Annotated in this window: 21 protein-coding genes; 17 read left to right on the plus strand and 4 right to left on the minus strand. The window is 41.7% G+C overall.

Translation table 11 applies throughout. From position 1 onward, the window contains the following. The first annotated feature begins 247 nt into the window (after positions 1-247). The 11 genes from PZ638_RS07575 (at position 248) to rluF (ending at position 18,171) form a co-directional block, all read left to right on the plus strand. Positions 248-5,287 (plus strand): alpha-2-macroglobulin family protein, encoded by a 5,040-nt coding sequence (locus tag PZ638_RS07575; RefSeq protein WP_241098222.1) that lies wholly within the window; start codon positions 248-250, stop codon positions 5,285-5,287. A gap of 78 nt (positions 5,288-5,365) precedes the next feature. Then, entirely contained in the window at positions 5,366-7,687 is a 2,322-nt protein-coding gene (gene pbpC / locus PZ638_RS07580; RefSeq protein ID WP_206277525.1) for a peptidoglycan glycosyltransferase PbpC, read from the plus strand. A gap of 277 nt (positions 7,688-7,964) precedes the next feature. Continuing rightward, positions 7,965-8,390 (plus strand): nucleoside-diphosphate kinase, encoded by a 426-nt coding sequence (ndk, locus tag PZ638_RS07585; protein ID WP_004264899.1) that lies wholly within the window; start codon positions 7,965-7,967, stop codon positions 8,388-8,390. A 161-nt stretch (positions 8,391-8,551) separates the two neighbouring features. After that, the gene (gene rlmN / locus PZ638_RS07590; RefSeq protein WP_004912645.1) at positions 8,552-9,733 is read left to right on the plus strand and encodes a dual-specificity RNA methyltransferase RlmN; all 1,182 of its coding nucleotides are present in this window, start codon (positions 8,552-8,554) and stop codon (positions 9,731-9,733) included. A gap of 202 nt (positions 9,734-9,935) precedes the next feature. Continuing rightward, positions 9,936-10,880, plus strand: a complete 945-nt coding sequence (rodZ, locus tag PZ638_RS07595) for a cytoskeleton protein RodZ (RefSeq protein ID WP_110591955.1) — start codon at positions 9,936-9,938, stop codon at positions 10,878-10,880. Positions 10,881-11,072: 192 nt separating this feature from the next. Next, positions 11,073-12,191 carry a flavodoxin-dependent (E)-4-hydroxy-3-methylbut-2-enyl-diphosphate synthase gene (gene ispG / locus PZ638_RS07600; protein ID WP_004264895.1) on the plus strand — a complete coding sequence of 373 codons (1,119 nt, stop codon included), beginning with the start codon at positions 11,073-11,075 and terminating at the stop codon, positions 12,189-12,191. Positions 12,192-12,410: 219 nt separating this feature from the next. Next, positions 12,411-13,688, plus strand: a complete 1,278-nt coding sequence (gene hisS, locus PZ638_RS07605) for a histidine--tRNA ligase (protein WP_004264894.1) — start codon at positions 12,411-12,413, stop codon at positions 13,686-13,688. A gap of 10 nt (positions 13,689-13,698) precedes the next feature. Beyond that, the gene (locus PZ638_RS07610; RefSeq protein ID WP_272674783.1) at positions 13,699-14,322 is read left to right on the plus strand and encodes a YfgM family protein; all 624 of its coding nucleotides are present in this window, start codon (positions 13,699-13,701) and stop codon (positions 14,320-14,322) included. 20 nt (positions 14,323-14,342) lie between these two features. Beyond that, entirely contained in the window at positions 14,343-15,515 is a 1,173-nt protein-coding gene (bamB, locus tag PZ638_RS07615) for an outer membrane protein assembly factor BamB (RefSeq protein ID WP_094961718.1), read from the plus strand. Between the two features lie 129 nt (positions 15,516-15,644). After that, positions 15,645-17,123 (plus strand): ribosome biogenesis GTPase Der, encoded by a 1,479-nt coding sequence (gene der / locus PZ638_RS07620; protein WP_094961719.1) that lies wholly within the window; start codon positions 15,645-15,647, stop codon positions 17,121-17,123. A 178-nt stretch (positions 17,124-17,301) separates the two neighbouring features. After that, positions 17,302-18,171, plus strand: a complete 870-nt coding sequence (gene rluF, locus PZ638_RS07625) for a 23S rRNA pseudouridine(2604) synthase RluF (RefSeq protein WP_094961720.1) — start codon at positions 17,302-17,304, stop codon at positions 18,169-18,171. A 121-nt stretch (positions 18,172-18,292) separates the two neighbouring features. On the opposite strand, the gene PZ638_RS07630 is transcribed toward rluF, so the two are convergent. Together PZ638_RS07630 and hemF are read right to left on the minus strand one after the other, a co-directional pair. Then, the gene (locus PZ638_RS07630) at positions 18,293-19,429 is read right to left on the minus strand and encodes a M4 family metallopeptidase (protein ID WP_164455470.1); all 1,137 of its coding nucleotides are present in this window, start codon (positions 19,427-19,429) and stop codon (positions 18,293-18,295) included. 158 nt (positions 19,430-19,587) lie between these two features. Continuing rightward, a complete protein-coding gene (gene hemF, locus PZ638_RS07635) occupies positions 19,588-20,505 on the minus strand; it encodes an oxygen-dependent coproporphyrinogen oxidase (RefSeq protein ID WP_004264888.1) in 918 nt (305 codons plus the stop codon). A 136-nt stretch (positions 20,506-20,641) separates the two neighbouring features. Here hemF and PZ638_RS07640 point away from each other — a divergent pair, with 136 nt between their 5' ends. The 3 genes from PZ638_RS07640 (at position 20,642) to PZ638_RS07650 (ending at position 22,912) form a co-directional block, all read left to right on the plus strand. Then, positions 20,642-21,073 (plus strand): GNAT family acetyltransferase, encoded by a 432-nt coding sequence (locus PZ638_RS07640; RefSeq protein ID WP_004264887.1) that lies wholly within the window; start codon positions 20,642-20,644, stop codon positions 21,071-21,073. 91 nt (positions 21,074-21,164) lie between these two features. Further along, the gene (locus tag PZ638_RS07645; RefSeq protein ID WP_050763802.1) at positions 21,165-21,770 is read left to right on the plus strand and encodes an RpoE-regulated lipoprotein; all 606 of its coding nucleotides are present in this window, start codon (positions 21,165-21,167) and stop codon (positions 21,768-21,770) included. 242 nt (positions 21,771-22,012) lie between these two features. Then, positions 22,013-22,912 (plus strand): Dyp-type peroxidase, encoded by a 900-nt coding sequence (locus PZ638_RS07650; RefSeq protein ID WP_164455474.1) that lies wholly within the window; start codon positions 22,013-22,015, stop codon positions 22,910-22,912. 65 nt (positions 22,913-22,977) lie between these two features. Here the strand turns inward: PZ638_RS07650 and PZ638_RS07655 are convergent, their stop codons facing one another. After that, a complete protein-coding gene (locus tag PZ638_RS07655) occupies positions 22,978-23,391 on the minus strand; it encodes a type II toxin-antitoxin system HicB family antitoxin (RefSeq protein WP_094961723.1) in 414 nt (137 codons plus the stop codon). Between the two features lie 49 nt (positions 23,392-23,440). Beyond that, a complete protein-coding gene (locus tag PZ638_RS07660; protein WP_094961724.1) occupies positions 23,441-23,626 on the minus strand; it encodes a type II toxin-antitoxin system HicA family toxin in 186 nt (61 codons plus the stop codon). 322 nt (positions 23,627-23,948) lie between these two features. On the opposite strand from PZ638_RS07660, the gene PZ638_RS07665 reads away from it, so the two are divergent. Genes PZ638_RS07665 through cysW form a run of 3 tightly spaced genes read left to right on the plus strand, consistent with a single transcriptional unit; the run spans position 23,949 to position 26,661 of the window. Next, on the plus strand, positions 23,949-24,971 hold the full coding sequence (locus PZ638_RS07665; protein ID WP_094961725.1) for a sulfate ABC transporter substrate-binding protein: 1,023 nt from the start codon (positions 23,949-23,951) through the stop codon (positions 24,969-24,971). Then, a complete protein-coding gene (gene cysT / locus PZ638_RS07670; protein ID WP_004264883.1) occupies positions 24,971-25,801 on the plus strand; it encodes a sulfate/thiosulfate ABC transporter permease CysT in 831 nt (276 codons plus the stop codon). The genes PZ638_RS07665 and cysT overlap by 1 nt, the downstream gene beginning before the upstream one ends. Then, positions 25,801-26,661: a sulfate/thiosulfate ABC transporter permease CysW gene (cysW, locus tag PZ638_RS07675; RefSeq protein ID WP_004264881.1), complete on the plus strand. Its 861-nt coding sequence runs from the start codon at positions 25,801-25,803 to the stop codon at positions 26,659-26,661. Before cysT ends, cysW begins: the two co-directional genes overlap by 1 nt.

Here is a 26,661-nt window from a genome sequence, read left to right on the forward strand (position 1 = left end):
ATATATTCTGCTTACTATTTAAAAAATATTATTTCATTTCTCTGTTTTTCTCTCCCATCATTTTTTCCGTTTTGTCTGATAGGCGTTTTTATAACATTCTGTTAAATTATTTCGATAATTGAAATAATATCAGCAGTATTTATCTGTGTGTGTTTTTAAACATTTCCAATGTATATAGTGGGTTTTAACCTCCTGTTAAGACCTTAAAAAACAGAATAAATTTTAACTAATTAAAGGGCGGGCGGTAATGAAACAACAATCAAGTTGGGCTTCATTGGCGGGTCTCAAAACCAAAAAGCGTTATTTAGCACTTGCGTTGGCATCGGTAGTGGCATTGGCTGGTTGTGATAATACAGATGAAACAACCAAAAATGAGCCAAATGTTTCAACCACAGCGCCAGAAAATCAAACCAAAACAGCGCCAGTTGCAGAACAGAAAAAAGCAGCACCGAAACTTTCCACTGAAGAAATGATAAAAAAATATGCAGGGAAAGATTTAACTATTTTGGATGCGTCTGAATTACAGCTTGATGGTGCGAGTGCCATGGTGGTGACATTCTCGGTTCCACTACAAGCAAACCAAGACTTTGGCCAGTACATTAACCTCATTGATGTTAAAGCGGGTAAGTTAGATGGCGCTTGGGAACTGTCTGATAACCAAATGGAACTCCGTTTTCGCCATCTTCCGCCATCTAAAGAGTTAAACTTAACCATTAACCCGGGTATTAAAGCGGTTAATGAGCGTACGACGACCGAAAATTTTGAGAAAAAATTGACTACTGCACAAATCATCCCAACCGTTGGTTTTGCAAGTAAAGGCTCTTTATTACCTAGCAAGGTTGCCCAAGGCTTACCTGTGATTGCCTTGAACGTTGATAAGGTCGACGTCAATTTCTTCCGTGTGGATGAAAAGCAATTACCACAATTTTTAGCACAGTGGCAGTATCGTAGTAATTATGAGTATTGGTATTCCGAAGAGTTTCTCGACAAAGTGGAGCTGGCTTATACCGGCCGCTTTGACTTAAATCCAGATAAAAATACCCGCCAAACCATTTTACTGCCGTTGAAAGATATCAAAGAGTTACAGCAAGATGGCGTGTATTTGGCCATCATGCAAAAAGCAGGCAGCTATAGTTATCAATTCCCTGCAACTGTCTTCACATTGAGTGATATTGGTGTATCACTACACAGTTACCAAGACCGTGTCGATATTTTCACTCAATCCTTAGCGAAAGGCTCTGCAATTAAAGGCGTTGAGCTGCGTATTTTGGATGAAAAAGGCCAGTTAGTAACAAAAGGTACGACAGATGGCGATGGCCATGCTCAGCTAGATAAATTAGCGGGTGGAAAATTATTGCTGGCAACCCATGAAGGGCAAACCAGTATGATTGACCTCACTCAGCCAGCGCTTGATTTATCTGAATTCGATATTTCAGGGCCAGAAGGCTACGCAAAACAATTTTTCACCTTCGGTCCTCGCGATTTATATCGCCCAGGTGAATTATTGCTGGTAAATGGTCTATTGCGTGATGGCGATGGTAACCCAGTCAAAACTCAGCCAGTTAAAGTTGATGTATTAAAAACTGATGGGCAAGTGGTTCGTAGTTTTGTTTGGCAACCAGAAGAAAACCAAAATGGCTTATATCAATATCAATTTGAAATTCCTAAAAATGCAGAAACAGGCGGTTGGTCGCTTCGCTTTGATTTAGGTGATGGTTCACCACTGCGTTATTACAAATTTAATGTTGAAGATTTCATGCCAGAACGTATGGCACTGGAAATTGAGGGCAGCGATGTCCCTCGTTTAACAAGTCAATCTGTCGATTTTGATATTCAAGGTCGTTATTTATACGGTGCGCCAGCGGCTGATAACCAGCTACAAGGGCAAATTGTCTTAAAAGCAGCTCGGGAAGCGGTCGCAAAATTACCTGGTTTTGAATTTGGTGCTGTCAATGAAGAAGGTTTACCACGTAAGTTGGACGAGTTTGACTTGACGCTGGACAGCAACGGTGAAACCGTGATTTCAATTCCAAATAGCAATTGGAGTTCAACACGTTCGCCTATTTCGGCTGTTTTACAAGCAAGTTTGCTTGAGGCTGGCGGACGTCCTGTGACGCGCCGTGCCGAGCAAGCCATTTGGCCTGCGGAAAAACTGGTCGGTATTCGCCCATTATTTGCGAAAAAAGAAATTTATGATTACCGCACTGACCGTTATGTAAAACGTCACAATGTGGATGAAAATTCACTCGCAGAATTTGAATTAGTCATGGCTGATGCCGCAGGTAATAAACTGGCAGCAGAAAACTTAACCGTGCGTTTAGTGTATGAGCGTCGTGATTATTACTGGAGTTGGTCTGAAAGTGGTGGTTGGTCTTCAAATTATGACCAAAAAGACCTCGTTATGGCGAATGAAAATATTGCTATTGCTAAAGACGGAACGGCGAAAGTGTCTTTCCCTGTGGATTGGGGGGCATTCCGCCTAGAAGTTGTTAACCCTGAAAATCAGCTAGTGTCGAGCGTCCAGTTTTGGGCAGGGTATTCATGGCAAGATAACACAGGGGGAAGTGGCTCTGTTCGTCCTGACCAAGTGAAACTCAGCCTGAATAAGCCTGCGTACTTACCGGGTGAAAAAGCTAAAGTTCGCATTGAATCTCCTAAAGCCGGTAAAGGGTATATATTGCTCGAATCGAGCAACGGTCCATTGTGGTGGGAAGAAATTGATGTGCCAGAAAAAGGCTTGGACGTTGAAATTCCAGTCAATAAAGAGTGGGCTCGTCATGATTTATACGTTTCTGCTGTCGTAGTTCGCCCGGGGGATGACTCTAAAGAAGCAACAGTAAAACGTGCGGTGGGTGTGTTGCATTTACCAATCGCAGATGAAAACCGTAAGATTGCTTTAGCACTCTCCGCGCCAGATAAAATGCGTCCAAACCAAGACTTAACGGTAAAAATTAAAGCGACAGCACAAGATGGCAAACCGTTACCTGAAAAAGTGAATGTGTTGTTATCTGCGGTTGACACTGGCGTATTGAATATCACAGATTTCAAAACCCCAGACCCGTATGATGCCTTTTTTGGCCGTAAGCGCTATGGCGTTGACCAATATGACGTTTATGGTCATTTAATTGAAGGACAAGGTAAGGTTGCTAACTTGCGCTTTGGTGGTGACAGCGAGGATGCTGCATTAGAGCGTGGTGGTATGAAGCCACTCACTGAAGTGCAAATTATTGCGGAGCAAGCCAAACCTGTCACATTAAATAAAGACGGCGAGGGTGAAATTAGCCTCGCTATCCCTGATTTTAACGGGGAATTACGTGTGATGGCCCAAGCATGGAATGAAAAAGAGTTCGGCCATGCGGATAGCAAAGTGATTGTCGCGGCACCATTAGTGACACAAATGTCGATGCCACGTTTTATGGCTGGTGGTGATAAGTCTTACTTTGCGCTTGATTTGACCAATATGACGGATAATACACAAAATGTGACCGTCAATTTCAAGGCATCAGGAATGGTGAAACTTGATGGTGTCAGCAGCCGTGAGTTGGAGTTACCAAAAGGCAAACGTACCACGATTAATCTACCTGTCAGAGCAGACTACGGCTTCGGTGAAGGTGAAGTGTCAATGACCATTAATGGTGTGAAAATTCAAGGCGAAGCCAATAAAGATTACAGTAATAGTTGGAAAGTCGGGGTTCGTCCGGCACAACCAGCAGAAACTGTTTCTTTTGCAACTGCTATTGAGCCAGGCACCTCATGGGCGTTGCCGACTAACCAAATTGCCGGGTTACAACCCGATACCCTAGAAGGGCAAGTGCTATTAACTAGCCGTCCACCGTTAGATATTTCTCGTTATATTAGAGAGCTATTTGCTTACCCATATGGTTGCTTGGAGCAAACTATCAGCGGGTTATATCCATCATTATTCTCAACTCAAGCTGAGCTGAATAAGATAGGGATTAAAACGCAAACAGATGCGGATCGTCATAAAGCGATTGAAATTGGTATTCCGCATTTGTTAAGTATGCAACGTAATGATGGCGGTTTCTCGTTATGGGATAGAAACGGCCGCGAAGAGTATTGGTTAACTGCATATGCGGCGGATTTCTTGAATAAAGCGAATCAGCGTGGGTTTACGGTTCCGCAAGACGCTATCAGTAACGCAAACACGCGCTTATTGAGCTATTTACAAGATGGTAGCCAAATCAATTATCCTTATACGGAAAATCAGGCAGGTGCGCGTTTCGCAACTCAAGCTTATGCAGGCTTAGTGTTGGCGTCACAGCAAAAAGCACCTTTAGGCGCATTACGTCAACTTTATAACCAAAGAGATCATGCAGCGAGTGGTTTACCGCTCGTTCAGCTTGGTGTTGCGTTGAACTTGATGGGGGATAAATCACGTGGTGAGAGCGCGGTGATTGACGGACTGAAAAAACAACGTAACCGCTACAGCTATGTAGGGGATTACGGTTCGGTGATCCGTGATGACGCGATGATTGTTGCGCTATTAAATGAATATAATTTAATGCCAAAATCCCGTGACCAAAAACTGCAAACTTTATCTAATAACTTGACTTCTCAACGTTATTTCTCAACACAAGAGAGCAATGCGTTGTATTTAGCGGGTCGTTTCTACTTAAATGAAAGTGAAGCGCCATGGAAAGCAACGATTAATGGCCAAGAACCTCCGATGGTTTCAGATAAACCCGTGAGTGAGTTCTTGAGTAAAGCACAATTAGAAACAGGTTATAGCATCGAAAACACGGGAACCAATACGCTATACACACGCCTAAACGTGGTGGGTTATCCACAACATTCGCCGAAGCCAAGTTCGAATGTGCTGGGTATCACTCGTAGTTACTATGATATGAAAGGTAACCGCATTTCGTTAGATAGGCTAAGAAGCGGTGAAATGGTGGTGGTTAAACTGGAAATTCAAGCATCCCAAAGCGTACCAGATGCGCTAGTGGTTGACTTACTACCAGCGGGCTTAGAACTGGAAAACCAAAATTTAGCGAACAGTAGCGCTAATTTGAGTGAGTCTGCGCCGAACCTGCAAGAACTGATTGATGATATGCAGCAATCACAAATTCGCCATATGGAATACCGTGATGACCGTTTTGTGGCTGCCGTTGAAGTTCAGCAGTATCGCCCAACGACATTAGTCTACTTAGCACGTGCAGTGACACCGGGTGTATATAGCATTCCAGTACCACAAGTTGAATCAATGTATGTCCCTGATTGGCGCGCGACGGGCTATTCTGATGGCCAATTAGAAATCGTTCGTTAATCACCGCTAAACTGAGCCCTTATATATTGATATATAAAGTATAAGGGCTCTTTTAATTTATTTTCGGTACTCCCATCAATGAAAAAATGGTTACGCCGCACAGGCATTGCACTGGTTCTGTTGGTCATTATTTTGCCACTGGCTTTTCTAGCGGCTGATAAAATATGGCCGTTGCCGATTAAGCAAATTGAAATGGCTCGAACTGTGGTTGCTGCGGATGGCACACCATTGTGGCGCTTTGCAGACAAAGAAGGTATTTGGCGCTTTCCGGTTACACTCGATGAGGTTTCTCCTGATTTTATTGAAGCGTTATTAACGTATGAAGACCGCCATTTTTATCGCCATCCGGGGGTAAACCCGTTTTCACTAGTTAGGGCTGCGGGGCAGTTTGTGAGTTCAGGGCGTATTGTGTCGGGCGGTAGTACCATTTCGATGCAAGTTGCACGGTTAATTGATCCCCATGAAAGAACATTGGGCGGTAAGCTGAAACAGCTTTGGCGTACGGCTCAGCTTGAGTATCATTACTCAAAAGATGAAATTTTAGAAATGTATTTAAACCGCGCTCCGTATGGTGGAACCATTGAAGGTATTGGAGCCGCTAGCTGGGTATATTTGAATAAGTCACCAGCAAAATTGACGGCGAGTGAAGCGGCTCTCTTTGCTGTTCTACCTCAAGCTCCTAGCCGTTTAAGGCCAGACCGTTATCCACAAAGGGCACAAGCCGCTCGTGATAAGGTGTTAGACAGGTTAGAGGAATACCAAGTTTGGAGCCCTGAAAAAGTTGCCGATATTAAACAAGAACAAATTTGGCTAGCACCGCGGAAGAATCCGCATTCTGCTCCTTTGCTTGCAAGGCGTGTGACTAAAAATACGCAAGACCCCATCATTGAAACCACTATCGACGCCAGTTTGCAAAGGCAACTGGAAGACATGGCAATGAATTGGAAAAACCAACTACCAAAACAAACTTCACTGGGGATTTTGGTGGTTGATCATACGGATATGGCAGTAAAAGCTTATATTGGCTCAATTGATTTCCAAGATGATAGCCGTTTTGGTCATGTGGACATGATTAGCGCTTGGCGCTCTCCAGGCTCAACGTTAAAACCTTTTTTATATGCATTAGCGATGGATGACGGGCTCATCCATGCGGAGTCGTTATTACAAGATGTACCGAGGCGCTTTAATGATTACCGTCCGGGGAACTTTGACAGTGGTTTTAATGGGCCAGTGAGTGTTAGTGATGCACTCGTTCGTTCATTAAATTTACCCGTGGTTCAGTTATTAGATGTGTATGGTAGTAAACGATTTACGGCTCAACTGCGTAATGTTGGGACTGAGCTGCGCTTTCCGTTAGGGAGTGAACCAAACTTGTCGCTGATTTTAGGCGGCACAGCCACACGGATGGAAGATTTGGTTTCCGCTTACAGCGCATTTGCGAGAAAAGGTAATGTGTCGCCGCTACGTTTTAAACCAACCGATAAAATTCGCGATAGAGCGCTGATGTCACCGGGAGCCGCGTGGATAGTGCGCCGTATTATGGGCGGGGAAGCACGCCCTGTTCCTGAGGCTAATTTATCAGGGCAACTTAATTTAGCATGGAAAACGGGAACCAGTTATGGTTATCGAGATGCGTGGGCGATTGGTGTTAATCCGCGTTATACCATCGGCGTTTGGGTCGGACGACCGGATGCAACGCCTGTTGCAGGGCAGCTAGGCGTTGCCACTGCTATCCCGATTATGAATCAAATCAATGGAATGTTACTGAGCAAAATTTACCTATCTCATGAACCGTTACCGAAAGATGTGAAGCCTGCCAGTGTTAGCCAAGCAGTGATTTGCTGGCCGGGAGGAACGGCATTACTGAAAGATGATAATAATTGCCGCCAAAGGCGCCTAAGTTGGATCTTGGATAATACGATCCCACCCACTTTAATGGCACGAGACCAAGAGTCACTCTTAGGGTTAAGACAAAAAATCTGGGTAAATAACAAAGGGCTACAAGTGGCGGCAGATTGCCCGAATGCACAGGAAAAAGAGGTACATTTATGGCCGATCACGGTGGAGTCATGGTTACCGAGTAGTGAAAAACGGGAAAATCGATTACCTAAAGCAGATTTAGCTTGCCCTCCATTGAAGTTAGAAACGCCGCCATTATTGATTTCCGGTATACGTGATGGTGAAGTATTACAGCGCTTGCCAGGAAAAACCAGTTTAGATTTGCGTTTAGTCACACAGGGTGGGCAGGGGCAGAAATGGTGGTTCTTAAATGGAGAACAGGTGAACACAACAGAGCAAAATGGTTCTATTTTGCTGACACTCGATAAAAGTGGAAACTACCAAATTTCAGTATTGGATTTAAGCGGCCAAGTGACGGCAATGAGTTTTAGAGTGAAGTAATAGATGAAAAACGTGACTTACCCGAAAAAATAGTGTTTTTTGCTATAAAAAGTTTAACAAAATGTTGTTGTGACTGTAGGAAATTGTAATCAGAGCCCCTATAATCATCGCCTTATTTTTCTTTTTCCTAGATATGGTTGCTTTTGAAGTTTAAAAGCCTAACAATAGAATTAGAAATAATATAAAAAACTACAACATGCCTATTTTAAGTTCTTGCATCCTAAGTTACAGGGAAGAATAAAGAATAAAGGCCTAATGAATCGCTAAGAGGTTATTTATGACTGTTCAACGTACATTTTCTATTATTAAACCAAACGCTGTGAAGAAAAACGTTATTGGTGCAATTTACAACCGTTTTGAAAGCGCGGGTTTCACAATCATCGCTGCTAAAATGATGCATTTAACTCGTGAGCAAGCTGAAGGCTTCTACGCTGAACACAAAGGCCGTCCTTTCTTTGAAGGTCTGGTTGAATTCATGACTTCAGGCCCTATCATGCTGCAAGTGTTAGAAGGTGAAAATGCAATCCAACGTCATCGTGACCTGATGGGCGCAACTAACCCAGATAACGCGTTAGCAGGTACTTTACGTGCAGACTACGCAGACAGCTTCACTGAAAACGCAACTCACGGTTCAGACTCTGAAGAATCTGCTGCTCGTGAAATCGCGTATTTCTTCACTGCTGATGAAATCTGCCCACGCTAAGACTTCTTTAACTAATGCATTAGCATTATTGTTATAAAGTTTGTACAATGCGACGCCCTGCTATGATTAGCGGGGCGATTATATTTTTAAGACTGCAAAAATTACGTCGTGCTATACTCATTACTAGCACTGCCGAAAGTGTAACAACGAGGCAATACACCATGTCTGATATGACGACAGATGCACAATGTGCAACTTCTTCTGCTATTTCTGTCACGCCAGAAAAAACGAATCAAAAAACCAATTTACTTGATTTAAACCGCAAGCAAATGCGTGAGTTCTTTGCCCAAATGGGTGAAAAACCGTTCCGTGCGGATCAGGTCATGAAATGGATCTATCATTATTGCTATGATGATTTTGACCAAATGACCGATATTAATAAAGTTCTTAGAGCAAAACTAAAAGAAGTCGCGGAAATCCGTGCACCGGAAGTCGCTGACGAACAGCGCTCATCAGATGGTACCATTAAGTGGGCTATCAAAGTGGGTGACCAACTGGTTGAAACTGTATATATCCCAGAAGCAGATCGTGCAACATTGTGTGTCTCTTCACAGGTTGGTTGTGCGCTGGAGTGTAAATTCTGTTCCACGGCGCAACAAGGCTTCAACCGTAACTTACGTGTTTCGGAAATCATTGGCCAGGTTTGGCGAGCTGCAAAAATTATTGGTTCACTGAAATCCAGTGGACGCCGTCCAATTACCAACGTTGTAATGATGGGAATGGGTGAACCATTACTGAATTTGAATAATGTCGTCCCTGCGATGGAAATTATGTTAGATGACTTCGGTTTTGGTTTATCTAAGCGCCGTGTCACGATTTCCACTTCCGGTGTTGTACCTGCACTGGACAAATTAGGGGATATGATTGATGTCGCGTTAGCGATTTCATTGCATGCGCCAACAGATGATATCCGCGATGATATCGTTCCAATTAATAAAAAATACAATATTGAAACCTTTCTCAACAGTGTGAATCGTTATTTAACGAAATCGAATGCCAATGCAGGACGAGTAACCGTTGAGTATGTGATGTTAGATCACGTGAACGATAGTGTTGAACAAGCTCATCAATTAGCGGAATGTTTAAAAAATACACCGAGCAAAATCAACTTAATTCCATGGAACCCGTTCCCTGGAGCGCCATACGGTAGAAGTTCGAATAGTCGTATTGACCGCTTTTGTAAAGTATTGATGGGATATGGTTTTACTACGATAGTACGCAAAACACGCGGTGATGATATAGATGCAGCTTGTGGGCAACTTGCTGGCGATGTGATCGACAGAACAAAACGAACGTTGAAAAAACGCTTAGCAGGGGAACCTATCAAGGTAAAAACAGTCTGATTTATAAATATGTTTGAATCAGTGAATTAAGTTATGGTTTAGGGCGTTTTAGAGTTAGGCAAAACGCCTTTGTTCACCTACAATAGTAGAAGCAATAAGAAAAATTTAATTGTTGTTTCAACATGATGATAAATTATTGACGAGTAAAGCTGCTCAATGCTTGCTTTATATATTTTTAACTTGGAAATAGTGTTGCCAGCAAATGACTATCGAAAATAATACCGAACAGACTACGACGACAGTAGGACAATTATTGACGCAAGCACGTGAGCGCATGGGGCTAACCCAAGATGTTGTTGCAGAGCGATTATGCCTTAAAATCAGTACGGTAAAAGAGATAGAACAAGATATTGCTCCCGCTGGTGTAGAACCGACGTTTTTACGTGGTTATATTCGCCTTTATGCACGCATGGTAGGTATACCAGAAAGCGAATTAAAAACGTATATGAAAACGGAAGAGCCCGTCACATTAGCCAAAGTTTCTCCTATGCAAAGCTATTCTTTAGGGAAAAAGCGTAAAAAGCGCGAAGGTTGGTTAATGAAACTGACTTGGTTGATTGTGATCGTCCTCATTGCAATGGTTGGTGTATGGTGGTGGCAAGATCATAACGCACAAAAAGATGAATTAGTTTCAATGGCAAATCAAAATGATTTGATTTTGTCTCAGCAAGATAACAGCACAACCCCCGTTGAATTGCCGGCTTCAACAGAGATAGTCTCAACGGATACAGCGCCTGTTACACAGGAAAATACACTTGAATTACAAGGCCAAGAGCCCGTATTAACGGCTGACTCTGTTACAGAGCCAGTTAGAACAATTCCATTACCGAATGCACCACAATCTTCAGTTGCATTAGACAGAACACAAAATACAGAAACGACTGAACCTGTTGCAGTGAGTAGCCAAGCTCTGGTCTTGAATTTTACTGGGCAGTGTTGGTTAGAAATTCGTGATGCGAATAATAAAATTTTATTCAGTGGTACCAAAAATAATGGGGATAAGCTGGAACTTGATGGTCCGCAACCTTATCGTCTGAATATTGGTGCGCCGGCGAATGTGACGGTACAGTTCCAAGGTAACGCTGTTGATTTAAGCCGTTTTATTAAAGCGAAACGTCCAGCAAAATTGAAGTTACCTGAAGCCTAAAAACAAATAGGCAAAAAGAAGCAAACTATATCCGAAAACATCTTTTTTGATAGGCTATGGTTTGCTTTCTTGTGTATAGTTGAGCGTATAAAAATAATCGTTAAAACTATACCACGGTAACAAAGAGTACTATAGGCACAAAAAGTACCACGGTAACAAAGAGCACATGGACGTTCGGAGAATTAAACCAAAATGCATAATGAATCACCGATAAAAAGACGTAAATCCACCCGTATTAATGTAGGTAGCGTACCTGTAGGCGATGGTGCTCCTATCGCTGTCCAGTCAATGACCAATACCCGTACAACTGATGTCGAAGCCACAGTTCGCCAAATAAAATCCCTTGAGCGCGTGGGTGTTGATATCGTGCGTGTTTCTGTTCCTACCATGGATGCTGCTGAAGCATTTAAATTGATTAAACAGCAAGTTAGCGTTCCACTGGTGGCTGATATCCATTTTGACTATCGTATTGCATTAAAAGTCGCAGAGTACGGTGTTGATTGCTTGCGTATTAACCCAGGTAATATTGGTAGTGAAGAAAGAATTCGCCAAGTTGTTGATTGCGCACGCCATTACAATATTCCTATTCGTATTGGGGTCAATGGCGGTTCCCTTGAAAAAGACATTCAAGAGAAGTACGGAGAACCAACACCTGAAGCCTTAGTTGAGTCGGCAATGCGCCATGTGGACATCTTAGATAGGCTGAATTTCGACCAATTCAAAGTCAGTGTAAAAGCTTCTGATGTATTTTTAGCTGTCGGCTCTTACCGTTTATTAGCAAATAAAATTGATCAACCTCTGCATTTAGGTATTACAGAGGCGGGTGGCGCACGTGCAGGCTCCGTAAAATCAGCGATTGGCTTAGGAATGTTACTGTCTGAAGGTATCGGTGATACTCTGCGTATTTCTTTGGCTGCAGACCCTGTTGAAGAAGTTAAAGTCGGTTTTGATATTTTAAAATCACTGCGTATTCGTTCGCGTGGCATTAATTTTATTGCTTGTCCAACCTGCTCACGGCAAGAATTTGATGTGATAGGCACGGTGAATGAGTTAGAACAGCGCTTAGAAGATATCATTACGCCAATGGATGTGTCGATTATTGGTTGTGTGGTCAACGGCCCCGGTGAAGCGGAAGTTTCTACGCTAGGTGTTGCAGGCGCAAAAACCAAGAGTGGTTTCTATGAAGACGGTAAACGTCAAAAAGAGCGCTTTGATAATGACAACATCATCGACCAATTAGAGGCTAAAATTCGAGCAAAAGCAGCGATGATGGATGAAAGCAAGCGGATTGAAGTCAACTTAAAAGATTAATTTTGTGTATTCTAATGCCAAGCGACTCATAGAGTCGTTTGGCGTATTTAGAACAAACGCTATATCAATTATCCGCATTTTTTTCTAAAATCGGTCGCTCACCGTACAAATTAACAGATAAATCCCGATTAGTATCAGTAATTGGTGTTTGTTGATTGAACCAGATGATATTTCGCTCTTATAATCAAACTAATGTAATTCTGAAAATAGAGAAATAAAGTGGGAAAAAATATCCAAGCCATTCGCGGCATGAATGATTACTTGCCAGCTGACACGCGTGTATGGCAGAAAATCGAGGCAACATTAAAAAATATTTTACAGGGTTATGGTTTTAGTGAAATTCGTACCCCGATTGTAGAGCAGACCCCGCTATTTCGCAGAGCGATAGGTGAAGTGACGGATGTCGTTGAAAAAGAAATGTACACTTTCAATGACCGTAACGATGAAAGTCTGACATTACGCCCTGAAAATACCGCAGGTTGTGTACGTGCAGGTATTGAGCATGGTTTGCTGTACAATCAGGAACAGCGTTTGTGGTATTTAGGCCCAATGTTCCGTTATGAGCGCCCACAAAAAGGTCGTTATCGTCAATTTCACCAGTTAGGGGCTGAAGTTTTTGGTCTTGCAGGCCCTGATATCGATGCTGAAGTTATTTTAATGACAGCGCGCTGGTGGAAAGCGTTAGGAATTAGTGAGCATGTAACATTAGAGCTGAACTCGATTGGTTCATTAGAAGCGCGTGCTAATTACCGTGAGGCTTTAGTTGCTTTCTTAGAACAGCATAAAGATAAGCTGGATGAAGACTGCAAACGCCGGATGTACACAAATCCTTTACGTGTTTTGGACTCAAAAAATCAAGAAATTCAGGCTTTATTGAATGATGCACCTGAACTGTTTGATTACCTTGATGTCGAATCACGTGAGCACTTTGATGGCTTATGCAAGTTGTTAGAAGCTGCTGGGGTTCAATACCGCGTAAATCAACGTTTAGTTCGTGGTCTTGACTACTATAACCGTACTGTTTTTGAGTGGGTAACCACGGCGCTGGGTTCACAAGGCACAGTTTGTGCGGGTGGCCGTTATGATGGCCTAGTTGAACAATTAGGCGGTCGCGCAACACCTGCGGTTGGTTTTGCCATGGGTATGGAACGCATGGTGTTATTAGTCCAAGAAGTGAATCCTGAATTTACAGCGGATGCTTCAGTCGCTGACGTTTATCTCGCTTCCTTTGGCGAAAATAGCCAACAAGCAGCGATATTAGTGGCTGAAAAAGTCCGTGATGCACTACCAACACTACGGTTAATGACTAACCACGGTGGTGGTAACTTCAAGAAACAGTTAGCAAGAGCGGACAAACAAGGCGCTAAAATTGCACTGATCTTGGGGGAAGATGAAATTAAAAATAACCAAGTCACAGTGAAAGACTTACGTACTGGCGTACAAGAAACTATTTCGCAGCAACTTATGGCGTCACGCATCGCCGAATTATTAGGTTAAGGAGAGACAAGTGGAAGTCTATACAAACGAAAATGATCAAGTCGATGCGATTAAACGCTTTTTTGCGAATAATGGCGTGGCATTAGTTATTGGTCTCGTCATTGGCGTTGGTGGTGTATTTGGTTGGAACTACTGGCAGTCCCATAAAACCAATGTACTGCAAGAAAGTGCACAAAAATTTGAAACAGTAAACGCCCAATTACGTTCGGGTTCAGATCAGGCTATTGCTGCGGCGCAAAAATTCGCGGCTGAAACTGACGACGTATACAGTGCGATGATGGGTTTAGAGCTTGCGCAAATTGCAGTGGATAAAGGTGATTTAGCTAACGCACAAACTGCATTGACCAATGCATTAACCAAAGCAAAAACTGTGGATATGCAAGATTTAATTAACTTGCGTTTAGCACGAGTACAATTGGCTCAAGGTAATGCTGATGGCGCGATAGCGTCAGTGGCAAATATTAAAAGTAAGTCATGGCAAGCAACGGCACAGGATGTCCGTGGCGATGCCTTACTCCACAAGGGTGATAAAGCAGGCGCAAAAGCCGCTTACACTCAGGGGTTAGAAAGTGAAGGCTCTCAATCTATTAGAGGTATTTTGACTCTGAAGTTGAACAACGTATCTAATTCATAAGAAGAAAGGAAACGACAAACATGCAGTTGCGCAAAACACTTTTAGTTGGCCTAGTCGCTTCAGCTTTACTTGCCGGTTGTTCCAGCGAAACTGATTCTATTATTATGGCGCCACTTCCACAGGTTGAAAATCAATTCACCCCATCAATTGTTTGGGATAAATCTGTTGGAAATGGTGTTGAACAATTTTATTCTGAATTATCACCGGTTTGGGATGGCTCAGCCGTTTATGCAGCAGACCGAAAAGGTTTAGTTAAAGCCTTTGAACTCGACAGTGGTAAAGAACTATGGTCGGTAGATTTATCTAAACGAACGGGTTTTCTTTCTGCTAATTTATCTGCATTATTATCCGGTGGTTTAACTGTTGATGGCGACAAAATCTTTGTGGGTACTGAGCGTGGAACAGTTATCGCTCTTAACAAAGAAGATGGTCAAGTCGCTTGGGATGTCGAAGTTGCAGGTGAAGCCCTTTCTAAACCTGTAGTGAGTAATGACCTTGTTGTTATTCATACCAGTAATGGTCAACTGCAAGCTTTAGACGTCAATAGCGGGGAAATCAAGTGGACTGTTAACATGGATACCCCATCGTTGTCATTACGTGGTGAATCTGCTCCAGCAGTTGCCTTTGGTGCTGCGATTGTGGGGGGGGATAACGGTCGTGTCAGTGCAGTGTTATTGTCTCAAGGCCAATTAATTTGGCAGCAACGCATTTCGCAAGTGACCAGTTCGACAGAAATCGGCCGCTTAAACGATGTCGATATGACACCAATTATTGATGACGGCAAAGTGTATGCGATTGCTTATAATGGCACATTGGCAGCACTGGATATGCGTTCAGGTCAAATCCTATGGAAACGTGAACTGGGCTCAATCAATGATATGGTAATGTCAGGTGAAAACCTGTACCTCGTTGACCAAAGTGACCGCGTATTGTCTGTTCGTAAAAGCGATGGTGTGACGCTGTGGACACAGGAAGACTTACTAAACCGCGGGTTATCTGCACCAGAAATGTATAATGGCTATCTTGTTGTCGGTGACAAAGAAGGTTATCTGCATTGGTTAGACATGAGTACGGGTGGGTTTGTTGCACAAAACAAATTAAACAGCTCTGGTATTCACAGTCGCCCAGTGGTTGCAAGTGATAAACTAATGGTTCAGACAAAAAACGGAACAGTTTACCTGTTAACACGTTAATTTTCTGACAAACCGCCAATTTATCGATAAAATCAACGGTTCCTGAACACAGGAGCCGTTTCGTTTTTTGTTTTCTGAGTTAAAGCCTCAGAATTCCTTTAGTTAATAAAAGTTGTGAGGCATCTAAGAATGATACCCGTCGTAGCGCTGGTAGGGCGTCCAAACGTAGGAAAATCCACGTTATTTAACCGTTTAACCCGTACCCGTGACGCATTAGTAGCGGACTTTCCCGGTCTGACTCGTGATCGCAAATATGGTCGTGCAGAAGTTGAAGGTCACGAATTCATTATTATCGACACGGGTGGTATCGATGGGACTGAGGAAGGTGTAGAAACGCACATGGCCGCACAGTCCTTGCAAGCAATTGAAGAGGCAGATATTGTTCTGTTTATGGTCGATGCAAGAGCAGGGCTAATGCCTGCGGATGAAGGCATTGCCAAACATCTTCGTAGCCGCAAGAAAAAAACTTATTTAGTGGCAAACAAAACAGATGGTATTGATGTCACAACAGCAATCGGGGATTTTTACTCTCTTGGTTTAGGGGAAATTCATCCTATCGCTGCATCACATGGCCGCGGTGTCACTCAGTTAATAGAACAATCGTTAAAGCCTTTTGTTGCTGAAGATGAAGAAGAAGTCGAGCTGACCGAAGAAGAAGAAAATGCGGCATATTGGGCAGAGTTAGAAGCTCAAGGTGAGCTTGATGAAGACGAAGAAGATGACTTCGATCCAACAACATTACCGATTAAATTAGCCATCGTTGGTCGTCCGAATGTCGGTAAATCGACATTAACCAACCGTATATTGGGTGAAGAAAGGGTTGTTGTGTTTGATATGCCAGGCACAACCCGTGACAGCATTTATATTCCAATGGAACGCGATGAGCGTGAATATATTCTAATTGACACGGCTGGTGTGCGTAAACGCGGTAAAGTTACTGAAACAGTCGAAAAATTCTCTGTAATTAAAACATTACAAGCGATTGAAGATGCGAACGTCGTATTATTAGTTATCGATGCACGCGAAGGTATCTCAGACCAAGATTTATCTTTACTTGGTTTTATCCTCAATGCAGGTCGTTCATTAGTTATTGCGGTTAATAAATGGGATGGTATGAAGCCCGAGGACCGCGAGCACGTGAAAGATATGCTTGAACTGCGTCTTGGTTTTGTTGATTTCGCACGCATTCACTTTATTTCTGCATTGCATGGCAGTGGCGTGGGTAACCTATTTGAATCAGTGCAAGAAGCTTATGAATCTGCAACTCGTCGAGTGGGAACGGCATTATTAACGCGCATCATGAAGATGGCAGAAGATGAGCACCAACCGCCGCTTATTCGTGGGCGCCGTGTTAAAATGAAATATGCCCATGCTGGGGGGCATAACCCACCGATTGTTGTGATCCATGGTAACCAAGTCTCTGATTTACCAGACAGCTACAAACGTTATTTAATGAATTACTTCCGTCGTTCATTACAAGTGATGGGAACGCCAATTCGAATTCTGTTTAAAGAGGGTGAAAACCCATATGCAGATAAGAAAAATAAGCTAACGCCAACTCAATTACGTAAGCGCAAGCGTTTAATGCAGCATTTGAAAAAACGTTAGTTAATAAGGCACTAATGTAGGTTTAGTTGACTGTATAAATGCATAAAGCCGTAACAAAACCATTATGTTACGGCTTTTTAATATTATTTAGATTGATACTTTAAGAATAAATATCGCCCTTACGTTATCAAAATATATCATGACGGACAGGGGGAAGAATTAAAGATTGAGGGAAATTATGGACACTCGTTCTTCTACACGTTTAAACAAATATATTAGTGAAAGTGGTATTTGCTCAAGACGTGAAGCTGACCGTTATATTGAGCAGGGTAATGTATTTATTAATGGTAAGCGTGCAGGAATAGGCGACCAAGTTTTTTCTGGTGACGTGGTAAAAGTTAATGGGCAATTAATTGAGCCGCGTAATGAAGAAGATTTAGTGTTAATCGCTCTGAATAAGCCAGTCGGTATTGTCAGTACGACAGAGAGTGGTGAAAAAGATAATATTGTTGATTATGTTAATCACAGTACCCGAATTTTCCCAATTGGCCGCTTAGATAAAGACTCTCAAGGGTTGATTTTCCTCACAAACCATGGGGATTTGGTGAATAAAATTTTACGGGCAGGGAATTCCCATGAAAAAGAATATTTAGTTACTGTCAATAAACCTGTTACAGATGAATTTATCCGTGGAATGGGGGCTGGAGTACCGATTCTTGGCACAATGACTAAAAAATGTAAGGTTAAGAAAGAAGCTCCATTTGTTTTTAGAATTACTCTTGTGCAAGGGTTAAACCGTCAAATTCGTCGCATGTGTGAACACTTTGGTTTTGAAGTCACTAAACTTGAACGCGTTCGCATCATGAATGTTAGGTTGACTGGTATTCCTGTCGGGGAGTGGCGAGACTTAACAGATGATGAATTAATTGAATTATTTGATATGATGGAAAAATCTGAGTCAGATATTAAACCGAAAAAAACACAGAAATCAGTTTCTGCTAATAAAGGTAATACAAAGCAAGCATCGCCAAGTAAACCCAAAGTAAAAACAGAAAACCCGACACGTAAAAAGTTTACACAACCAGGTAGAAAAAAGAAAAAACGTTAACGTGCAGGTTTAATGAATAAGGCTGAATAAAAGAGTTGATTAATGCTCTTTATTATCGGCCTTTGTATTTTACAGAAAAATTAATTTCAAATGGTTTAATGCTATCTAGCGATATATTTTATTACAGGTTTACTATCAGCCCAACATCTAACCAACTCTGTTGTGTTTTTTGCGCAATATTATCATCAAACAGTTTCTTAGCTGCACGGATCGTGGCATCAGCAAATTCGATAAATGTCGCTTTTTTTGTCACTCTATTGTCAGACACTGCTTCCAGCCAAATTTTACCGGCGATATCCCACGTATAGCCACCAAGGCTCTTAGCTAATAAGTAAAAGGCTCTATTTGGAATGCCTGAATTAATATGTACGCCGCCATTATCAACAAAAATAGGTAAATCTTGATATTGAGACATATGGCCAACTTGTGGATCTCTGACCTCATCAGAAAGATAATAAGCGTCGCCTGGATTTATCATCGAACGTAGGGCAGGTGCATTTATTTGGTCAATAAATAAATTTTCCCCAAGTAGCCAATTAGAGGTATTGGCTGTTTCATTATTTAAATATTGTTTGACCATAATCCCAAGTACATCTGCGACAGACTCATTAAGAGCACCAGACTGGAAAGAATATCTAAAATTAGCTTTTGAACTAATAAAACCATGAGCAAGTTCGTGAGCAATTATATCAATGTCGTTATAGAATGGGCCAAAAACGATTCCATCCCCGTCACCAAAGAAAATAGCTTGAGAATTCCAAAATGCGTTAGCGTAGTTTGTTCCATAATGAATAACCGCATTAATATCAGCAGAACAGCCAAAAATTTGGTCAATATTTAATTTTTCCTTGAAAAAGGTACGAATAACACCAATTGAATTAAATACTTGCCCAGCGGGTTTTGATGGTGCTTGAGTGTCTTCTTCGCACATAATTACCGCATAGTCATCATGTGGCATATGACTATCTGGAGAAAGCCCTGAACGTTCACAAATTGGCAGGTCAGAATGCCAGTGATGTTTATGTGGAATAGGGCGCTGAGCATCACGAATAAAACGGTTATAGCGCTTTCCTGTCGTATCTATAGGGCAAGATGAAAGATTATTGCGATGAAATAATGCATCTTCATGTGAATAGGTTCGGCTCATAATATCATTGATATGAGTGAGCGTTGATTTTAAGTCAGTATGACCTGCTTTAGTCACTAAATTGGCTAATAAGCAAGGTGAGAGTAAAGAACGGCCTAAAATTTGATTCATATTATAACTCCATTCAGTTGGGTGAAATGGAATCATAATCTGTTGTGATAATTTTGTAACTAGTTGATATATAAGCTTTAAAATCAATTTCTGTTATTTTATATTAGAAAGGTAGAACGGTTATCTTTCTACCTTAATTTATAAACTAATGTTATTAATTATGGCGAAACCCACTCTTTATTTAGGATTAAAAATTCAGTATAGAGAGCAGCTTCTTGGCTATTAGGTTCAGGATGATAGTCGTATTCCCAGCGGACAAGTGGTGGCATTGACATTAAAATTGATTCTGTTCGGCCTCCACTTTGTAAGCCAAATAATGTACCTCTGTCCCATACCAAATTGAATTCGACATAACGACCACGGCGATATAATTGGAATTGACGCTCTCGTTCACCCCATGAATGATCTTTGCGTTTTTCAACAATCGGCACATAGGCATCTAAAAAGCCATTACCAACGGCTTGAGTGAAGTTAAAACAGGATTCAAAACCCCCTTGGTTAAGGTCATCATAAAATAGCCCACCCACACCACGAGGTTCATTTCTATGCTTCAGGAAAAAGTATTCATCACACCAATTTTTATATTTAGGATAAACATCAGTACCATAAGGGCGGCATAAATCACGAGCAACAGTGTGCCAGTGGATGACATCTTCATGAAAGCCATAAAAAGGGGTTAAATCAAAACCGCCACCAAACCACCAAACAGGCTCGCAACCTTCTTTTTCAGCAATAAAGAAACGGACATTAGCATGGGTTGTCGGAATGTAAGGATTTAGAGGGTGAATGACGAGAGAGACGCCCATTGCTTGATAGCTACGACCAGCAAGTTCAGGGCGATGGGCTGAAGCAGATGCAGGTAATTTTTCTCCTTTAATATGAGAGAAATTAACCCCAGCTTGTTCAAATAATGCCCCTTTGGTTAATACTCGGCTACGACCCCCACCACCTTCAGAGCGTTCCCATGTTTGTTCTAGAAAAGTTTCCTTACCATCTAGCTCAGTGATTTTTTGACAAATAGCCTCTTGCAAGCTTTGCAAATAGGTTTTTACACGTTCAATATCTGGGTAATTCATTGTTTTATAATAGAACCATAGGTAAAAAATAATGGTTAAAGTATACCCTTTTGCTCGAAGAAAGGCATATTGAATATTGATTGTGTGGCAAAAGCAGAGATAATGGCAGAAAGATTAGTTTAAGCAGGCAAATGAGATGGAAATACGAGTCTTTCGACAAAGTGATTATGAAGACGTCCTGACATTATGGGAGCGTTGTTCTCTTAATGAATTTTCAGGGGATCCTGAACTCGATATTGAACGCAAATTACAGTGTGGAGCAGACTTATTTCTAGTGGCTGAAGTTGCCGGGGAAGTCGTTGGCACTATTATGGGGGGATATGATGGCATTCGTGGTACTGCTGTTTACCTTGCCGTTCACCCTGAATACCGTGGCCGTGGTATTGCGAATGCATTAGTGAGTAGACTAGAAAAAAAGCTGATCGCCAGAGGCTGCGGAAGAATCGAGCTGTTAGTGAGTGAAGAATCTGATGCTGCTATCTGTATGTTTGAAAAAATGTTGTATGAAGAAGAACAACCTGAACGTTTAATTTATTCGAAAAAATTAACGCACGAAACGGATTTTTAAGTTAATTGACTATTTATTTAACTATTCATGGGAATGTTTTGATAAATAGATTGTCACAATATGCATTATGCGACTCATAAAAGAGGATGATATGTCCCAACATGCAAAGTTGAATAGAAATAATGGATTATCGCCGTTGTTGAAGGCTTCTCTACTCTGTGGAACAGTTCTGTTATCAGGGTGTGCGGGTGTGAAATTCTTTTCGCCATCGACTTGGTTTAGCGGCCCACTGGTGGTTTCTAGCTCAGGACTTGGTCAAGTGACTAGTTTTACACCAATGCAAGCGGATATCATTAAGAAACAACTTGATGACCGCTATACATTACGCAGTGGTATGCAAATGGAAAATGGGGATGTGGTCACAATTTTCCAAGGAATGGATGATAATGAAGTAAAATTAGAAATAGTTGGCCCAGAGCACGGCTATGTATCACGAATTATAGTGAGTGACCCCGATATTGCAACTGAATGGGGGCCAACAGTGGGTACTGAATTTAGTGAAATTTATCAAAAAGCATTCGGTATTTGCGGTCTAGGCGAGCGAGTCAATGACGTTCCAACCATTGAATGTAATTCACCGCAATCAAGTAAAGTGGTTTACCGTTTTACAGGTAAATGGCAAGGGCCCGAAGATTTAATGCCTTCAGATGATGACCTGAAAACATGGAAAATCTCGCAAATTATTTGGCATAAATAATCTCATTTCGTTAATAATATCGCCAGGGCTATCTATACTGGCGATATCTTTCCATTAGTGTTTCTTTTTCCTTGTTTTCAAAGAAATTTACCCTTTCTTAAATTTTCTTTCTTATAATAGACCGGAAACCTATATTCCCTTGCGTTAAAACAAGGTGAACATCATAGCGATAAGATAAGATGTTAAAATCGCTTATATAAAAAATAGATTATATAACATATTCATTTTACGAGGTTTACCGTATGTCTCATTCTCAAAGTGGTATTTTGAAAGAACATAGCCGTTTTGGTATTTTTATTGAAGCGCAAGTGCAAGAGGGATCTCTGGATGAAGTTAAGTCTGGATGTAAAAGCTTTGTCGAGGCTTTAACCAAATTACAAGCGCAATATCCAGATGATCGCCTTGGTGCAGTTATCGCGTTTGGCTCTGATATCTGGAAACAGCTCGGTAAGGCAAATACTGCTCCTGAATTGAAACCATTTCGCACTCTGGGTAAAGGGCTTGCTCCCGCCACTCAACGGGATATGTTTATTCATATTCAATCACTGCGCCACGATATTAATTTTTCTTTAGCACAAGCTGCTTTAAAAGCATTTGGTAAATCTATCTCTGTGGTTGAAGAAATTCATGGCTTCCGTTGGGTAGATGACAGAGATTTAAGTGGTTTTATTGATGGAACAGAGAACCCGCAGGGGGAAGAAATTTCAGAGGTTACATTAATTGAAGACGGTGAAGATAAAGGCGGAAGCTATGTTTTAGTCCAACGCTATGAACACGATTTACGAAAATGGGATCGTTTTTCGGAACATGAACAAGAAAAAATGATTGGCCGTACGAAAAAAGATAGCGTTGAATTAGATGAAGATGCGCGCAATGTCACCTCTCATGTCTCACGCGTGGTGATAGAAGAAGAGGGTGAAGAGCTTTCAGTCATGCGTCACAGCTTGCCATATGGTACAGCAAGCGGCAAACATGGCTTATTCTTTATCGCTTATTGTGCAAGGTTACACAATATTGAACAGCAGTTACTCAGCATGTTTGGTGAAAAAGATGGCAAATACGATGATTTGCTGCGTATGACGAAAGCCGTTTCGGGGAGTTATTACTATGCTCCGTCGATTGAGACATTGACGTCTCTTTGATCAATAAGTTGCCGCAAGGATGCGGCGATTGATAATTATTTATGTAATCTATTATTTTCAATGTATTAATCGGTTTTTTTTAATTCTTTACGAGCTGCAGCAGCAATAAAACCACTACGGCTACCATATTCAGGATTAACCTTCACTAAAGCATCAATACGATGTAATAAACGATGCGGCAAGGTGATATTAATACGCTCAGTACGGCCATCGTATTTATCCATATCGACATCCACAAATAACCATATCCCATGCGCATATTCAGGTTGTATTGGGTTCAATAGCGTTTGCTGAGATTTCGATAATGGGATCTCAAAGCCTTTTTCACTCAATAATTCAAAATGAGCATCAATTGCTGATTTTGCTTCTGCGTAAGCCTCTTCTATATTGCTGCCCGCGAATGTACATCCTTCAATATCAGGAAACCAGCCACTTGCGCTGCCATCATTATCAATTTCAATAAAGGCGGTATAAAGCATTAGGTTATCTCCATTAAAGATAGCGCTCATGCGTGAACGCTTTTCTTATTTAATGTTTTAGTTTCGCAGCCTTCAAAATGTGATTTAGTGTGCCTATCTTTAAATCTTTTTGTGGATGCGGAACAGTAATTACAATTGAAAAATGTGGGTGGGAAAACTGATGGTGACTTCCTTTTATTCTTTCAAGTTTCCAACCGTTTTTTTGCAGTATGTTTATCAGTTCCGAACTTTGCACGATCCCTCCATTTCGTTAACTGATATACACATAATACACACTCTGAAGAGTGCTTACAATATTTAAAGTGTGTATTATGTGTATAAAAAAGAGAGAGGGGGAAAATGTTTAAGGTGTCTTTGCTTCGCTAAACTTAAAAATGAAACGCATTCATATCACTAACTAATTAAAAAATCAGTTAATTTTCCTGCTTATGACGTTCATTTCTTTGTTATTCTAATTTGATATATAAAAAGGTGATTGATAGCTACACAGTTATAACCAAAACATATACAGTGGTTCCAATGTCAGTCATTTGGGTTTAGTTACGAATAGGTGTGGAATGAAAAAATCATTTTTGAAAAAAACAGCACTAGCGAGTTTGGCAACGGTATCATTACTCGGAAGCTCACCATTAGTTGCAGCTGAACTGCTTAATAGCTCTTATGATATTGCCCGTGAATTATTTGTGGCGTTGAACCCTTCATTTGAAAAACAATGGAATGAAGCCCACCCTGACGACAAACTCACAATTAAACAATCACACGCCGGCTCATCAAAGCAAGCTCTGGCTATTTTACAAGGGCTGAAAGCGGATGTGGTGACCTATAACCAAGTCACGGACGTGCAAATTTTGCATGACAAAGGGAATTTGATCCCTGCAGACTGGCAAGCTCGCTTACCAAATAATAGCTCGCCTTATTATTCAACAATGGCGTTTTTAGTTCGTAAAGGAAACCCTAAAGGGATTAAAACGTGGGATGATTTAGTCCGTGAAGATGTTAAATTAATCTTCCCGAACCCAAAAACTTCAGGAAATGGCCGTTATACCTACCTTGCGGCATGGGGCGCTTTTAATCAAGAAAATAAAGATGATAAAGCAAAAACCCGTGAGCAAATGAAACAGTTTCTGAAAAATGTAGAAGTATTTGATACCGGTGGGCGTGGCGCGACGACGTCATTTATTGAACGGGGGCTCGGTGACGTCCTTATTAGTTTTGAATCAGAAGTGAATAATATTCGCTCTCAGTATGGTGAATCAGACTACGAAGTTATTGTACCGCCGGTGGATATCTTAGCGGAATTTCCCGTCGCTTGGGTCGATAAAAATGTACAAAAAAATGGTACTGAAGATGTCGCTAAAGCTTACTTAAATTATCTCTATAGCCCACAGGCCCAAGAAATCATCACTCAGTACAATTATCGAGTGAATGACAAAGCGGTGATGAGTGCGAATAAGGATAAATTCCCAGAAACTCAGTTGTTTACGGTTGAATCACAATTTGAGAGCTGGCCAAAAGTAATGGACGTTCATTTTGCCACCGGTGGGGAATTTGACCAATTAATGGCTGAAGGGCGCCGTTAATGAATCGTTCAGGAAAGCGTTTTTTGCCAGGCTTTGGGCTAACGCTAGGTAGCAGCCTTTTTTATACCTGCTTGATTTTGCTATTACCCATGAGCGCTTTGGTGATCCAATTATCGGAAATGACATGGCAGCAATATTGGGCTGTCATTAGTTACCCGCAAGTGGTTGCCGCGTACAAAGTGACGTTACTGTCTGCATTAGTCGCAAGTTTGTTTAATGCGGTGTTTGGCATGTTATTAGCGTGGATTTTAACGCGTTATCGCTTTCCTGGGCGTTTGTTTTTAGATGGTTTAGTAGATTTACCCTTTGCATTACCTACTGCGGTAGCGGGGCTGACATTGGCAACCCTGTTTGCAACCTCGGGCTGGTATGGGCAATATCTGCACCAGTTTGATATTAAAGTCGTCAATACTTGGCTGGGAATTGCGGTTGCGATGGCTTTTACCAGTATTCCGTTTGTTGTGCGTACGGTTCAACCTGTGTTGGAAGAGCTAGGCCCTGAATACGAAGAAGCTGCTCAAACCCTAGGTGCGAGCCGTTGGCAAACTTTTCGTCGAGTGATACTGCCAGAGCTTTCACCGGCCTTATTAGCCGGAACGGTTTTGTCCTTTACACGGAGTTTAGGCGAGTTTGGTGCCATTATATTTATTGCGGGTAATATTGCGTGGCAAACCGAAGTTGTCTCATTAATGATTTTTAGTCAGCTACAGCAATTTGATTACCCGGCAGCCAGTGCTGTGGCCTCAGTTATTTTAGCGGTTTCATTGTTACTTCTATTTAGTGTTAATTTAGTACAAAGCCGCTTTGGTAAACGGTTGGGGGGCAAGTAATGGCGCAAATTACACCAATTCACACTACTAGCCGTACCCAAATTAACTGGGGGAAATGGCTACTAATTGCGATAGGTTTATTGTTTTCGTTTTTACTATTAGTGATTCCAATTGTTTGGATATTTATTACTGCATTTCAAAAAGGGTTAGATGCCGTTTTACTGAATTTGGCAGACCCAGATATGCTACACGCTATTGGTTTAACAGTATTAATTGCTTTAATTACCGTTCCTGTAAATTTAGTTTTTGGCACCATGATGGCGTGGTTAGTGACACGGTTTCAATTTCCTGGTCGCCAATTATTACTCACCTTGGTAGATATCCCGTTTGCGGTTTCACCTGTTGTTGCGGGTTTGCTGTACTTACTTTTTTATGGCTCGAACAGCTGGTTTGGTGGGTGGCTTGAAGGTTTTGATATCCAGCTAATGTTTTCATGGCCAGGTATGGCGTTAGTGACCATTTTTGTAACGTGTCCATTTGTCGTACGTGAGTTAGTGCCCTTGATGTTAAGCCAAGGTAGCCAAGAAGATGAAGCCGCGGTGTTACTGGGAGCGTCAGGATGGAAGATGTTTTGGCGTGTGACATTGCCCAATATCCGCTGGGCATTATTGTATGGCGTGGTTTTAACTAACGCCCGTGCAATCGGTGAATTTGGTGCGGTTTCGGTGGTTTCAGGAGCTATTCGTGGTGAAACATACACCTTGCCATTGCAAGTTGAATTATTGCATCAGGATTATAATACAGTAGGGGCGTTTACGGCCGCAGGGATCTTAGCACTGCTGGCAATTATCACCTTAATACTTAAAAGCGCATTGCAGTGGCATTTAAGTCGCCAGCAATCTGAATCAGGAGTCCATTAA

It is taken from the genome of Providencia hangzhouensis, assembly GCF_029193595.2.
In the GTDB taxonomy this organism is placed as follows: Bacteria; Pseudomonadota; Gammaproteobacteria; order Enterobacterales; family Enterobacteriaceae; genus Providencia; species Providencia hangzhouensis.

Excerpts from the sequence above, each read along its gene's own strand:
- PZ638_RS07665 (WP_094961725.1), top strand. The coding sequence starts at position 23,949 with ATGAAAAAATCATTTTTGAAAAAAACAGCACTAGCGAGTTTGGCAACG.
- rlmN (WP_004912645.1), top strand. The coding sequence starts at position 8,552 with ATGTCTGATATGACGACAGATGCACAATGTGCAACTTCTTCTGCTATT.
- PZ638_RS07630 (WP_164455470.1), bottom strand. The coding sequence starts at position 19,429 with ATGAATCAAATTTTAGGCCGTTCTTTACTCTCACCTTGCTTATTAGCC.
- PZ638_RS07640 (WP_004264887.1), top strand. The coding sequence starts at position 20,642 with ATGGAAATACGAGTCTTTCGACAAAGTGATTATGAAGACGTCCTGACA.
- hemF (WP_004264888.1), bottom strand. The coding sequence starts at position 20,505 with ATGAATTACCCAGATATTGAACGTGTAAAAACCTATTTGCAAAGCTTG.
- rluF (WP_094961720.1), top strand. The coding sequence starts at position 17,302 with ATGGACACTCGTTCTTCTACACGTTTAAACAAATATATTAGTGAAAGT.
- PZ638_RS07655 (WP_094961723.1), bottom strand. The coding sequence starts at position 23,391 with ATGCTTTATACCGCCTTTATTGAAATTGATAATGATGGCAGCGCAAGT.
- PZ638_RS07575 (WP_241098222.1), top strand. The coding sequence starts at position 248 with ATGAAACAACAATCAAGTTGGGCTTCATTGGCGGGTCTCAAAACCAAA.
- PZ638_RS07645 (WP_050763802.1), top strand. The coding sequence starts at position 21,165 with ATGTCCCAACATGCAAAGTTGAATAGAAATAATGGATTATCGCCGTTG.
- der (WP_094961719.1), top strand. The coding sequence starts at position 15,645 with ATGATACCCGTCGTAGCGCTGGTAGGGCGTCCAAACGTAGGAAAATCC.
- PZ638_RS07650 (WP_164455474.1), top strand. The coding sequence starts at position 22,013 with ATGTCTCATTCTCAAAGTGGTATTTTGAAAGAACATAGCCGTTTTGGT.
- bamB (WP_094961718.1), top strand. The coding sequence starts at position 14,343 with ATGCAGTTGCGCAAAACACTTTTAGTTGGCCTAGTCGCTTCAGCTTTA.
- cysT (WP_004264883.1), top strand. The coding sequence starts at position 24,971 with ATGAATCGTTCAGGAAAGCGTTTTTTGCCAGGCTTTGGGCTAACGCTA.
- pbpC (WP_206277525.1), top strand. The coding sequence starts at position 5,366 with ATGAAAAAATGGTTACGCCGCACAGGCATTGCACTGGTTCTGTTGGTC.
- ndk (WP_004264899.1), top strand. The coding sequence starts at position 7,965 with ATGACTGTTCAACGTACATTTTCTATTATTAAACCAAACGCTGTGAAG.
- rodZ (WP_110591955.1), top strand. The coding sequence starts at position 9,936 with ATGACTATCGAAAATAATACCGAACAGACTACGACGACAGTAGGACAA.
- cysW (WP_004264881.1), top strand. The coding sequence starts at position 25,801 with ATGGCGCAAATTACACCAATTCACACTACTAGCCGTACCCAAATTAAC.
- ispG (WP_004264895.1), top strand. The coding sequence starts at position 11,073 with ATGCATAATGAATCACCGATAAAAAGACGTAAATCCACCCGTATTAAT.